Origin of the sequence: Marinobacter sp. W-8 (genome assembly GCF_044342215.1) — a bacterium.
GTDB lineage: Bacteria > Pseudomonadota > Gammaproteobacteria > Pseudomonadales > Oleiphilaceae > Marinobacter > Marinobacter nauticus.
In genome coordinates, this window is the sequence record NZ_CP172297.1 from 684,961 (window position 1) to 697,913 (window position 12,953).

Sequence of the window (12,953 nt, forward strand, 5' to 3'; positions counted from 1 at the left end):
TCCGGTGCGCTTCAGGCACCAAGCTACGAAAAAAATTGTATACGTAGTTTCACGTGTGTAAAATCCCTTCCCCCTTTTTTCGGTGTCAGCGTATTTTTTGCACTTTTTTGGTGCGGGAGTGTCGCTGGCGGGAAGCATTTACACGCGAGAGAACGCTTATGACGACAGGCTTGTATCATCCTGATGAGTTCAGGGACAACTGCGGTTTTGGCCTGATTGCCCACATGAAGGGCGAAGCGAGCCATAAGCTGTTGCAGACAGCCATTGAATCTCTGACCTGCATGACCCACCGGGGCGGTATTGCCGCCGATGGTAAGACCGGTGATGGTTGTGGTCTGCTTATTCAGAGCCCCAAGGCCTTCCTCTACAAAGCTGCTCAGGCAGCCTTCGGCAAAAAACCTGGCGACTTGTTTGCAGTTGGCCAGGTTTTTTTGGCTAAGGACGACGCAAAAGCTTCTGCTGGTCGGGCTGCTATAGAAAAAAGGCTTACGGAGCAAGGGCTTGAGGTTTTGGGTTGGCGGGAAGTGCCCGTTGATGACAGCTGCCTTGGTCCTATGGCCTTGGACTGTCTGCCGCGCATTGAACAGGTGTTTGTAGAGCCTGGCGGTAAGGCCGAGCAAGAATTCGCGATTAGCCTGTTTGTGGGGCGCCGTCATGCCGAGCGGGATATGACGGAAGACCCGGAATTCTATATCTGCAGTCTTTCCCACAAGACATTGGCCTACAAAGGCCTGATGATGCCCGCAGATCTGGCCAACTTCTACAAAGACCTTGGTGATCCGGATCTGCAAACGGCCATCTGTGTTTTCCACCAGCGCTTCTCGACCAACACCATGCCGCGTTGGCCACTGGCGCAGCCGTTCCGGTTCCTGGCCCATAATGGTGAGATAAACACCATCGACGGTAACCGTAATTGGGCAATTGCCCGCGCAGCCAAGTTCAGCTCACCGGATTTGCCGGATCTGCAGACCCTGCAGCCGCTGGTTAACCTGACTGGCTCCGACTCCTCAAGCATGGACAACATGCTGGAAGTGCTCCTGGCAGGTGGTGTAGACCTGTTCCGGGCGGTGCGCATGATGATTCCGCCTGCCTGGCAGAATGTTGATACCATGGATTCTGAGCTGCGGGCCTTTTACGAGTACAACTCCATGCATATGGAGCCTTGGGATGGCCCTGCGGGCCTGGTAATGTCAGATGGCCGTTATGCGCTGTGTATGCTGGATCGCAATGGTCTGCGTCCCGCACGCTGGGTTATCACCAAGGACGATTTCATCACCCTGGCCTCGGAAGTGGGAACGTACAGCTACTCACCGGATGATGTGGTGGCCAAGGGGCGGGTTGGCCCGGGTCAGATGCTGGCCATCGATACCGAATCCGGCGAGGTCCTGCATACCGGGGATATCGACCAGCGGCTCAAAAAAGCCCAGCCCTACAAGCGCTGGCTCAAGGACAATGCACTGCGAGTCGAGACCACGCTGAATCAGGCGACCCCGGAATTCAAGTTGATGGAATCCGAAGAGCTTCTGGTTCATCAGAAGATGTTCAATATCTCGTTTGAAGAGCGGGACCAGGTGCTGCGCCCACTGGCTGAGAGTGCCCAGGAGGCGGTCGGTTCCATGGGGGACGATACCCCGATGGCGGTTCTGTCCAGCAAGGTGCGCCATGTGGCGGATTACTTCCGGCAGAAATTCGCGCAGGTCACCAACCCGCCCATTGATCCTCTCCGTGAGACCATCGTCATGTCTCTGGAGACTTGTCTGGGCGCGGAACAGAACGTTTTCGAGGAGTCTCCGGAGCATGCTAACCGGATTATCCTGACCACGCCGGTGCTGTCGCCGGCCAAGTTCCTGAAGATCAGTAATAACGATCGTCCGGGATTTGAGGTGGCAAAAATCGCCCTGAGCTATCGTCCTGAAGAGGGCTTGGAGCAGGCGGTTCGTCGAGTATGTGACGAGGCTGAAAAAGTCGTCCGTGATGGCAAGGTGCTGCTGATTCTCAGCGATAAGGACCTGGCTCAGGGAGATCTCCCCATCAATGCCCTGATGGCCACCGGCGCAGTGCATCATCACCTGGTGGCGAGTGGTCTGCGCTGTGATTCCAACATCATTGTTGAGACCGGCTGGGCTCGGGATCCGCATCACTTTGCGGTACTGTTCGGATTTGGTGCCACGGCGGTCTACCCGTACCTGGCGTACCAGATCCTGAACGATCTGATTCGCACCGGCGAAATGCTGATGGATCCGATCGAAGCCAAGAACAATTACCGTAAGGGCATCAACAAGGGCTTGCTGAAGATCCTGTCGAAGATGGGTATCTCCACCATTACCTCCTATCGCGGTGCCCAACTGTTTGAAGCCATTGGTCTTGCCGACAATGTGGTAGACCTGTGTTTCAAAGGCGTCCCGAGCCGGATTCAGGGCGCCGACTTCTTCGATTTCCAGCAGGATCAGGAGCAGTTGGCCGCGGTTGCCTGGAAGCCCCGTAAGCCTATTTCCCAGGGCGGCCTGCTCAAGTACGTGCATGGCCAGGAATACCACGCCTTCAACCCGGATGTGGTGGGCAAACTGCAGGATGCCGTGATCAGTGGCGACTATGGCACCTACAAGGAATACGCCGGTCTGGTCAATGAGCGCCCGGTTGCCACCCTGCGCGACCTGTTGGTGTTCCGTGAGGGCATCCAGTCAATTGACCTGAGCGACGTTGAGCCCGTGGAGAATATTTTCCCGCGTTTTGACTCTGCGGCTATGTCTCTGGGTGCCCTGTCTCCGGAGGCGCACGAGGCTCTAGCCGTGGCCATGAACACGCTGGGTGGTCGTTCCAACTCGGGTGAGGGCGGCGAAGACCCGGCCCGTCATGGCACCAACAAGCGTTCCAAGATCAAACAGGTGGCTTCCGGTCGTTTCGGTGTGACCGCTGAGTACCTGCGTAGTGCCGATGTTATGCAGATCAAGGTGGCCCAGGGTGCCAAGCCGGGCGAAGGTGGCCAGTTGCCGGGCGGTAAGGTGAATGACCTGATCGCCCGCCTGCGTTACTCGGTGCCGGGCGTCACTCTGATCTCACCACCGCCGCACCACGACATCTACTCCATTGAAGACCTGGCGCAGCTGATCTTCGACCTGAAGCAGGTGAACCCGGAGGCGCTGGTGTCCGTCAAGCTGGTATCAGAGCCCGGGGTGGGCACGATTGCCGCGGGCGTTGCCAAGGCTTATGCCGACCTGATTACGGTTTCCGGTTATGACGGCGGTACCGCAGCCAGTCCGCTGACCTCAATCCGCTACGCTGGCTCCCCCTGGGAGCTGGGCCTGACGGAAACCCAGCAGGCGCTGCGCGCCAATGATCTGCGAGGCAAGATTCGCCTGCAGACCGACGGCGGCATCAAGACTGGCCTGGACGTGGTGAAAGCCGCGATTCTGGGCGCGGAGAGCTTTGGCTTCGGTACTACGCCGATGGTGGCGTTGGGTTGTAAATACCTGCGGATCTGCCACCTGAATAACTGTGCGACCGGTGTCGCCACGCAGAACGACTATCTGCGCGAAGAGCACTTCAAGGGCACCGTGGAAATGGCCATGAACTTCTTCCGCTTTGTGGCGGAGGAAACCCGTGAATGGCTGGCGAAGCTGGGTGTGCGTTCTCTGGAAGAGTTGGTCGGCCGTGTTGACCTGCTGGAGCGTCTGCCGGGTAATACCGAGCGCCAGAAGAAGCTGGATCTGACCCGTCTGCTGCAGAACGACCACATTCCGGCTGACAAGCCGCACACCTGCCAGATTGAGCGCAACAAGCCGTTCGATGAAGGTAAGCTGGCGGAGCAGATGGTGCAGGACACCGCTGCTGCCATCGCCGAGAAGTCCGGCGGTGCCTGGAGTTACCGGGTGACTAACTGTGACCGTTCCATTGGTGCACGCCTGTCTGGCGAGATTGCCGCCCGTTACGGCAATCAGGGCATGACCGATGCCCCCATCACCCTGGACCTGACCGGCACCGCTGGCCAGAGCTTCGGTGTCTGGAACGTCGGTGGTCTGAACCTGATTCTGGAGGGTGATGCCAACGACTACGTGGGTAAAGGCATGACCGGCGGCAAGCTGGTGGTCAAGCCGCCCCGTGGCAGCGATTTCAAGACCCAGGAAACCTCCATTGTCGGCAACACCTGTCTGTATGGCGCCACCGGTGGCAAGCTGTTTGCGGCCGGCACCGCCGGTGAGCGCTTTGCGGTTCGTAACTCCGGCGCCCATGCCGTGGTTGAAGGCGCTGGCGATCACTGCTGCGAATACATGACCGGTGGTCTGGTCACCGTGCTGGGGTCCACCGGCTACAACTTTGGTGCCGGCATGACCGGCGGGTTCGCCTATGTGCTGGACCTGGACAACACCTTTGTGGACAAATACAACCATGAACTGGTTGAGATCCAGCGTATTTCCCGTGAAGACATGGAAGCCTACCGGAACCACCTGCGTGGCGTGATCCGGGAGCACATCTCCGAAACCGGAAGTGCCTGGGCAGAGCACCTACTTGAAGATTTCGACGATTACATCGGCCGTTTCTGGCTGGTCAAGCCCAAGGCCGCGAACCTTCGCAGCCTGCTGGCAAGCACCCGCGCCCGCCCTGAATAACGGGCAGGTCCAACAAGGTTGATGGGCTGCACTCCGGTGCGGCCCCCGTCGAAATCGAGCTGATGAGAGTGGCAACATGAAAGAACGTCTCAACAATGACTTTCAGTTTGTGGAAGTTGGGCGGGTAGACCCGAAGAAGGTGCCTGCCAAGAAGCGCAAAAAGGAATTCGGGGAAATCTATCACCCGTTCAGCGAAACCCATGCGGCCTCCCAGTCCCATCGCTGCCTGGCGTGTGGTAACCCGTACTGTGAATGGAAGTGCCCGGTACACAACTATATTCCGAACTGGCTGAAGCTGGTGTCGGAGGGCAACATCATGAAGGCGGTGGAACTGTGCCACCAGACCAACTCCCTGCCGGAAGTCTGTGGTCGTGTGTGCCCGCAGGATCGCCTGTGTGAAGGTGCCTGCACCCTGAATGACGGCTACGGCGCGGTGACTATCGGTTCTGTCGAGAAGTACATTACCGACACCGCGTTTGCTCTCGGCTGGAAGCCGGATATGTCCAGCGTTACCTGGACCGATAAAAAGGTAGCTGTAATTGGCGCCGGCCCCGCAGGTCTTGGTTGTGCCGATGTTCTGGTCCGCAACGGTGTCAAGCCGGTGGTGTTCGACCGTTATCCGGAGATCGGTGGCCTGCTGACCTTTGGCATTCCCGAGTTCAAGCTGGAAAAGTCCGTCATGTCCCGCCGCCGCAAGGTGTTCGAGGAAATGGGCGTGGAGTTCCGCCTGAGCACCGAAGTAGGCAAAGACGTTCAGCTGAACAAGATCCTGGAAGAATTCGATGCCGTCTTTATGGGTATGGGCACCTACACCTACATGAAAGGTGGGTTCCCCGGTGAGGAGCTGCCGGGTGTCTATGACGCCCTGCCGTTCCTGATTTCGAATGTTAACCGTCGCCTGGGTTTCGAGAAAAAGGAATCTGACTTCATCGATATGAAAGGCAAGCGTGTTGTGGTGCTGGGTGGTGGTGACACCGCTATGGACTGTAACCGGACTTCCATTCGCCAGCAGGCCGAGAGCGTGACCTGTGCCTATCGCCGCGATGAGGCCAACATGCCTGGTTCCCGTCGGGAAGTGGCCAACGCGAAAGAGGAGGGCGTCAAGTTCCTGTTCAACCGTCAGCCCATCGCCATCATCGGTGAAGACCGCGTTGAGGGTGTAAAGGTAGTCACCACGGAGCTGGGTGAGCCGGACGAAAACGGCCGTCGTCGTCCGGAAGTGGTTCCGGGCAGTGAGGAAGTGATTCCGGCTGATGCCGTGTTGGTAGCGTTCGGCTTCCGCCCGAGCCCAGCACCCTGGTTTGAAGAGCTGGGCGTGAACACGGACGACTCCGGTCGGGTGACTGCGGCAGAAGAAGCCGAGTTTCCGTTCCAGACCAGCAATGCCAAGATTTTCGCTGGTGGCGACATGGTGCGTGGCTCGGATCTGGTGGTTACCGCAATCTGGGAAGGACGTCAGGCGGCCGAAGGCATCCTGGACTACCTGGACGTTTAACGCTGGATTGACCAGAGTCAGAAAGGGCGGCTTGCTAAGGGTAAGCCGCCCTTTTTTATTCGTGCAAACGGGGTATCATTGCTCCCCATTGTCTCTGACCATTTTTACCGACGAGAACGGGAAACTCTATGACCGAGCTGAAGAACGATCGCTTCCTGCGCGCCCTGATGCGCCAGCCTGTAGACCGCACCCCGGTGTGGATGATGCGCCAGGCAGGCCGTTACCTGCCGGAATACCGCGCAACCCGGGCCAAGGCCGGCGACTTCCTCAGTTTGTGCAAAAACACCCCGCTGGCCTGTGAGGTTACCCTGCAGCCGCTGGAGCGTTACCCCCTGGATGCCGCCATCCTGTTTTCTGACATTCTGACCATTCCCGATGCTCTAGGGCTGGGGCTCTATTTCGAAACTGGCGAAGGCCCGAAATTCCGTAAGGTCATTCGTTCGGAAGCAGATGTGGATGCACTGCCCAGGATGAATGCCGAGTCTGACCTGGACTACGTGATGAATGCGGTGTCTACCATTCGCCGGGAGCTGAATGGCCGCGTGCCGCTGATCGGTTTCTCTGGCAGTCCCTGGACTCTGGCCACCTACATGATTGAAGGTGGATCTTCCAAGACCTTCTCGGAAGCCAAGAAGTTGATGTACGGTCAGCCGGAGGTGATGCATCGTCTGTTGGACCATCTGGCAGATTCGGTCATTGACTACCTCAATGGCCAGATCAAGGCCGGCGCCCAGGCTGTGCAGATTTTTGATACCTGGGGTGGTGTGTTGAGCAGCTGGGCCTATGAAGAGTTTTCCCTGCGCTACATGACGAAGATTGTTGATGGTCTGATTCGCGAGAGCGAAGGTCGCCGTGTGCCGGTGATTGTTTTCACCAAGAACGGTGGTCAGTGGCTGGATTCTATCGCTGATTGTGGCGCCGATGCTGTGGGGCTGGACTGGACGACGGACATCGGTAACGCCCGTGCCCGCGTGGGCGACAAGGTGGCCCTGCAGGGCAACATGGACCCGGCCATGCTGTATGCGCCGAAGGCGCGCATTCGCCAGGAGGTGGCGGATATCCTGAAGCGCTATGGTTCTGGCTCGGGGCATGTGTTCAACCTTGGGCATGGGATTACGCCGGATGTGGATCCGGAGCATGCCGGGGCTTTTATTGAGGCGGTTGTTGAGCTTAGTGGGCAGTATCACCAGCGAAGCTAAACTAGGAGATTGCCGTCATTTGTAGCCTGCGAGCTTGGTGCTTGCGGGCTGGTGGAACGGCCTCCGAAAAACCGCTACGAGCACTTCCCTGTGCGCTTCTCTCCGGCCATCCATGGCCTCCGACATTTTTCGGAGGCCGTTCCACCAGCCCGCTAATCAACCCTCTGGAAGTATCCTCTCTAGAATGGATGCAGCGTTTTCGGACGGTGGCTTCTCTCGCTGTGGTTGCTGGAGGTTCTTTGCTGTACTCCCTTTTGTGTCCGGTCTATAGTCATAGAAAGCAATGACTTTTGATCCGGAGCATTCCCTTGTCTGCTAAAACCTCAGAAAAACGCCGGTTTCACCGAATCAGTTTCGATGCCCCCTGTGAGCTGCATTGTCAGGACCAGGTGTGGTCAACGGAGGTGTTGGATATTTCCCTGAAGGGTGTGTTGGTTCAGCGGCCAGAAGGCTGGAAGGTTCCGTTGAATAAGCCCTGTGAGGTGGTGATTCACCTGAATGAACATGAAGCTGCGATTGTGATGGCGGTGGAGCTGAAGCATGTGGAGGATCATCGGCTGGGATTTCGCTGCCAGTACATTGATCTGGACAGTGCATCGCATTTGAAGCGGTTGGTAGAGCTGAATCTGGGGGATCAGGCGCTTTTGGAGAGAGAGTTTGCGCATCTCATTGATTGATCGTTTTGCGGGGATTTGATGTGGATAGGTCCAATGTTTGGTTATTGCGGGCTATTTCACTCAGGTTGCTAGGCTGGTGTTGGAGAACGCTTCAAAAAATTTCGGAGGCCATGGATGGCCGGAGAGAAGCGCACATGGATGTGCTCGTAGCGGTTTTTTGAAGCGTTCTCCAACAGCAGCCCGACGCTAAAGCCAGAAGGCTAGGGCCAAAACTCAAAGCTCCTCAAGAGCCGAAAGAGCATCCGAAAGCTTGGTCACCGGAATCACTTTCATGCCATCGACAGGCTTACGCGGAACGTTGGCCTTGGGCACCAAAGCCCGGGTAAAACCGTGCTTGGCCGCCTCGTAGATACGCTCCTGGCCGCTTGGTACCGGCCGGATCTCGCCAGACAAGCCAACTTCGCCAAAAATCACCAGATCCTGCGGCAGCGCCCGATTCCGGAATGACGAAACCACAGCTGACAGCAAAGCAAGATCCGCACTGGTTTCGTTGACCTTCACACCGGCCACCACATTCACAAACACATCCTGATCCGCAACATGCATGCCGCCATGGCGGTGCAGCACGGCCAGAAGCATCGCTAAGCGGTTCTGGTCAGTCCCTACCGCCACCCGTCTCGGGTAGCTCCCCTGGGCCATGTCCACTAGGGCCTGAATCTCCACCAGCATCGGCCGAGTGCCTTCCCAGACCACCATCACCACGCTCCCCGGCGCCGCTTCCTCGCCCCGATTCAGGAAAATAGCGCTCGGATTTTTCACTTCCTTCAGGCCTTGCTCCAGCATGGCAAACACGCCCAGCTCATTAACCGCGCCGAAGCGGTTCTTGATGCCGCGCAGGGTGCGGTAGCGGCTGTCGCTGGAGCCTTCCAGCAGGATCGAGCAGTCAATCATGTGTTCCAGCACTTTCGGGCCGGCCAGGCTGCCGTCTTTGGTGACATGGCCCACCAGCAAGAGAATGGTGCCGGTTTGTTTGGCGAAGCGGGTCAGGAAGGCTGCGCTTTCCCGAACCTGGGATACCGAGCCAGGGGCGGATTCAATATCCGCCACATGCATCACCTGGATACTGTCGATCACCAGAATGCGGGGCTTCTCCGCTTCCGCCACCTGCATAAGCCGCTCAACGGAGGTTTCCGAGAGCATTTTCAGGTCTTTGGTGGGCAGGCCCAGCCGCTTGGCGCGCATGGCCACCTGTTGCAGGGATTCCTCACCGGTGACGTACAGCGCTGAGTGCTTCTCGGCCAGTTGGCAAACCGCCTGCAGTAGCAGGGTACTTTTGCCCGCGCCGGGGTGACCGCCCATGAGTACCGCCGAGCCTTCCACCAGGCCGCCACCCAGGACACGGTCGAATTCCTGCATGCCGGTGCTGATGCGTGCCTGCTCTGCCAGACTGACTTCGTCCAGGCTTTTTACCTCCGACAAGCTGCCGGCATAACCCTCAAAGCGGGCGCTGCGAGCACCTTTGCCGGGGCCTGAGACGCCGCGTACCTCACTGATGGTGTTCCAGGCCTGGCAGGCGGTACATTGGCCCTGCCACTTGGAATAGTCGGCACCACACTCGGTGCATACAAAGGCGGTTTTGGCTTTGGCCATGGGTATGGTTCCGTGTCGGGCAGATCGGGGAGGGCAAGCGGGCCGACGCGAAGGTCGGCCCGGTCATCGGTTACGCCAGTTTCTTGTACTTCATACGCTTGGGCTGCATGGCGGAGTCGCCTTTGCGCTTCTTGAAGTCGGCGTCGTAATCGGTGAAGTTGCCTTCGAAGTAGACTACTTCGCCGTCGTCTTCGAACGCCAGGATGTGGGTCGCTACCCGGTCCAGGAACCAGCGGTCGTGCGAGATCACCAGGGCGGAGCCCGGGAAGTTCAGCAGGGCTTCTTCCAGAGCGCGCAGGGTTTCCACGTCAAGGTCGTTGGTGGGTTCGTCCAGCAGCAGCACGTTGCCACCCTGTTTCAGCAGCTTGGCCAGGTGCAGGCGGTTGCGCTCACCGCCGGACAGGTCGCCCACCCGTTTCTGTTGGTCAGTGCCCTTGAAGTTGAAGCGGCCCACGTAGGCCCGGGACGGGGTCTCGTAGTTACCGACCTTGATGATGTCCTGGCCGTCGGAAAGCTCTTCCCATACAGTCTTGCTGCCGTCGAGATCGCGCATCTGATCCACATAGGCCAGTTCCACGGTTTCACCAACGGTGATGGTGCCGGAATCCGGTTTGTCCATGCCTGCGATCATCTTGAACAGCGTGGATTTGCCTGCGCCGTTACCACCGATGATGCCAACAATCGCACCCGGTGGAACGTGGAACGAGACATTCTCGTACAGCAGGCGGTCGCCGAAGGCCTTGCTGATGCCGTCCACCTCGATCACCTTGTCGCCAAGGCGAGGTCCGGGCGGGATATACAGTTCGTTGGTTTCGTTGCGCTTCTGGAATTCCTGGGAGCTCATCTCCTCGAAGCGGGCCAGTCGTGCCTTGCTCTTGGACTGGCGGCCCTTGGCGTTGGTGCGTACCCATTCCAGCTCGTGCTTGATGGCTTTCTGGTGAGCGGCCTCCTGCTTGGCCTCCATCTCCAGGCGCTTCTCTTTGTTCTCCAGCCACTGACTGTAGTTGCCCTCGAACGGAATGCCGTGGCCACGGTCCAGTTCCAGGATCCAGCCGGCGACGTTGTCCAGGAAGTAACGGTCGTGAGTGATGGCGACAACGGTGCCGTCGTAATCGTGCAGGAAGCGCTCCAGCCAGGCCACGGATTCGGCATCCAGGTGGTTGGTAGGCTCGTCCAGCAGGAGCATGTCCGGGCCGGACAGCAGCAGGCGGCAAAGGGCCACACGGCGGCGCTCACCACCTGACAGCACTTTTACCTTCTGGTCCCAGGCCGGCAGTCGCAGGGCGTCTGCCGCCACTTCCATCTTGCGCTCTATGTCGTGGCCATCGGTAGCCTGGATAATGGCTTCCAGTTCGCCCTGTTTCTTGGCCAGCTCGTCAAAGTCCGCGTCTGGCTCGGCGTAGGCGGCGTAAACTTTGTCCAGCTCCGCCAGAGCGTTGTGTACGTGCGAGACGGACTCGTCAACGATTTCCTTTACGGTCTTCTCCTCGTCCAATTCCGGCTCCTGCGGCAGGTAGCCCACATTGATGCCGGGCTGTGGCCGGGCCTCACCGATGTAATCCTGGTCGACACCCGCCATAATACGCAGCAGGGTGGATTTACCGGCGCCGTTCAAACCAAGTACGCCGATTTTGGCGCCCGGGAAGAAGCTCAGAGAGATGTCTTTCAGAATTTCCCGCTTGGGTGGTACCACCTTGCCCACGCGGTTCATGGTGTATACGTATTGAGCCATTTTGGCGTAAACCTCATTAGAATCAGGTTCATGGATTCTGGCGGCGGTGGCGCGGGCAGCGGGGCAGGCCTTCAGGGATACGCTGTGAATACGTCCATGTACGCTCGACAAAATCATCCCTGATTTTGACGATCCCTGAAGGCCTGCCCCGCCGCCCTTGATCGGACCGCATGCATTTGATCCGGTAAGGTATCTAAAGCGTTCCGCGATAGCAATTGACAGCCTCCGGTGTGCCGGTATCTGCGGACGGCATAAAGGATGATTTTTAACCCGCTTTCAAGATAGAATAGCGGCCCAATTTTTCAGGGGTTCCGGCGTGCAAAGAGGCACCGCCGGGCCAGCCATACAGACAGGGGCAGCACATCCATGTTTACTCGTGATATGAAAATCGCCGGTTTCGATGACGAACTTTGGAACGCCATGCAGGCGGAAGAAAAGCGCCAGGAAGCACACATCGAACTGATCGCGTCTGAAAACTACACCAGCCCGCGGGTGATGGAAGCTCAGGGCAGTGTGCTGACCAACAAGTACGCCGAAGGATACCCCGGCAAGCGTTACTACGGTGGCTGCGAGTTTGTGGACATCGCTGAAGACCTGGCCATTGCCCGTGCCAAGGAGCTTTTTGGTGCCGCCTACGCCAACGTGCAGCCGCATTCCGGTTCACAGGCCAACTCTGCGGTGTTCATGGCGCTGCTCAAGCCCGGTGATACCGTTCTGGGTATGAGTCTTGCTCACGGTGGCCACCTGACCCACGGGGCCAGCGTGAACTTCTCCGGCAAGATCTACAGCGCGGTTCAGTATGGACTGAACCCGGAGACCGGTCTGATCGATTATGACGAAGTGGAAGCACTGGCTGTCGAACATAAGCCGAAAATGATCATCGCGGGCTTCTCTGCCTACTCACAGGAGCTGGACTTTGCCCGTTTCCGTGCCATCGCCGACAAGGTGGGCGCGTATTTGTTTGTTGACATGGCCCACGTGGCCGGTCTGGTCGCCGCCGGCGTCTACCCGGATCCGGTGCCCCACGCCCACGTGGTTGCGACCACCACGCACAAAACCTTGCGCGGCCCACGTGGCGGCCTGATTCTGGCCTGTGACGACGAAGACCTGCAGAAGAAGCTGAACTCTGCCGTGTTCCCGGGCGGTCAGGGCGGCCCGTTGATGCACGTGATTGCGGCCAAGGCCGTGTGCTTCAAGGAAGCCATGAGCGACGAGTTCAAGGCCTACCAGCAGCAGGTCGTGAAGAACGCCGCCGCCATGGCAGAGGTGTTCATCGAGCGTGGCTTTGACGTGGTTTCCGGTGGCACCAAGAACCACCTGTTCCTGGTGAGCCTGATCAAGCAGGACATTACCGGTAAGGATGCGGATGCAGCCCTGGGCCGCGCCCACATCACCGTGAACAAGAACGCCGTTCCGAACGACCCGCGTTCGCCGTTCGTTACCTCTGGCCTACGTATCGGTACCCCGGCGGTGACCACTCGCGGCTTTGGCGAGCAGGAGTGTCGGGACCTCGCCGGCTGGATGTGCGACATCCTCGATAACCTTGAAGACGAAGCGGTTAACAGCCGTATACGGGAGCAGGTGGAAGCTGTCTGCGCACGGTTCCCGGTCTACGGCTAACAGGCATAGACAGGTCAGCCCGGGCGCTCCGGT

The 12,953-nt window shown here is 58.4% G+C and carries 7 protein-coding genes; 5 read left to right on the forward strand and 2 right to left on the reverse strand.

What is annotated here, in order from left to right:
• Window positions 1-158 precede the first annotated feature (158 nt).
• The 4 genes from gltB (at window position 159) to ACF8YQ_RS03140 (ending at window position 7,978) form a co-directional block, all read left to right on the forward strand.
• The gene (gene gltB, locus ACF8YQ_RS03125) at window positions 159-4,607 is read left to right on the forward strand and encodes a glutamate synthase large subunit (RefSeq protein WP_396622563.1); all 4,449 of its coding nucleotides are present in this window, start codon (window positions 159-161) and stop codon (window positions 4,605-4,607) included.
• Between the two features lie 76 nt (window positions 4,608-4,683).
• Window positions 4,684-6,102 carry an FAD-dependent oxidoreductase gene (locus ACF8YQ_RS03130; protein WP_153741462.1) on the forward strand — a complete coding sequence of 473 codons (1,419 nt, stop codon included), beginning with the start codon at window positions 4,684-4,686 and terminating at the stop codon, window positions 6,100-6,102.
• A 128-nt stretch (window positions 6,103-6,230) separates the two neighbouring features.
• On the forward strand, window positions 6,231-7,301 hold the full coding sequence (gene hemE / locus ACF8YQ_RS03135) for a uroporphyrinogen decarboxylase (RefSeq protein ID WP_396622564.1): 1,071 nt from the start codon (window positions 6,231-6,233) through the stop codon (window positions 7,299-7,301).
• A gap of 308 nt (window positions 7,302-7,609) precedes the next feature.
• Window positions 7,610-7,978, forward strand: coding sequence for a PilZ domain-containing protein (locus tag ACF8YQ_RS03140; protein ID WP_023011676.1), 369 nt, complete (start codon window positions 7,610-7,612; stop codon window positions 7,976-7,978).
• Window positions 7,979-8,191: 213 nt separating this feature from the next.
• Here the strand turns inward: ACF8YQ_RS03140 and radA are convergent, their stop codons facing one another.
• A complete protein-coding gene (gene radA / locus ACF8YQ_RS03145) occupies window positions 8,192-9,568 on the reverse strand; it encodes a DNA repair protein RadA (RefSeq protein ID WP_011784357.1) in 1,377 nt (458 codons plus the stop codon).
• 70 nt (window positions 9,569-9,638) lie between these two features.
• Entirely contained in the window at window positions 9,639-11,300 is a 1,662-nt protein-coding gene (gene ettA, locus ACF8YQ_RS03150; protein WP_011784358.1) for an energy-dependent translational throttle protein EttA, read from the reverse strand.
• Between the two features lie 366 nt (window positions 11,301-11,666).
• Here ettA and glyA point away from each other — a divergent pair, with 366 nt between their 5' ends.
• On the forward strand, window positions 11,667-12,920 hold the full coding sequence (gene glyA, locus ACF8YQ_RS03155; protein ID WP_396622565.1) for a serine hydroxymethyltransferase: 1,254 nt from the start codon (window positions 11,667-11,669) through the stop codon (window positions 12,918-12,920).
• Window positions 12,921-12,953 lie beyond the last annotated feature (33 nt).

What these genes read in the sequence shown, in the direction of transcription:
- gltB (WP_396622563.1), top strand. Translation starts at nt 159, where the DNA reads ATGACGACAGGCTTGTATCATCCTGATGAGTTCAGGGACAACTGCGGT.
- ACF8YQ_RS03130 (WP_153741462.1), top strand. Translation starts at nt 4,684, where the DNA reads ATGAAAGAACGTCTCAACAATGACTTTCAGTTTGTGGAAGTTGGGCGG.
- hemE (WP_396622564.1), top strand. Translation starts at nt 6,231, where the DNA reads ATGACCGAGCTGAAGAACGATCGCTTCCTGCGCGCCCTGATGCGCCAG.
- ettA (WP_011784358.1), bottom strand. Translation starts at nt 11,300, where the DNA reads ATGGCTCAATACGTATACACCATGAACCGCGTGGGCAAGGTGGTACCA.
- radA (WP_011784357.1), bottom strand. Translation starts at nt 9,568, where the DNA reads ATGGCCAAAGCCAAAACCGCCTTTGTATGCACCGAGTGTGGTGCCGAC.
- glyA (WP_396622565.1), top strand. Translation starts at nt 11,667, where the DNA reads ATGTTTACTCGTGATATGAAAATCGCCGGTTTCGATGACGAACTTTGG.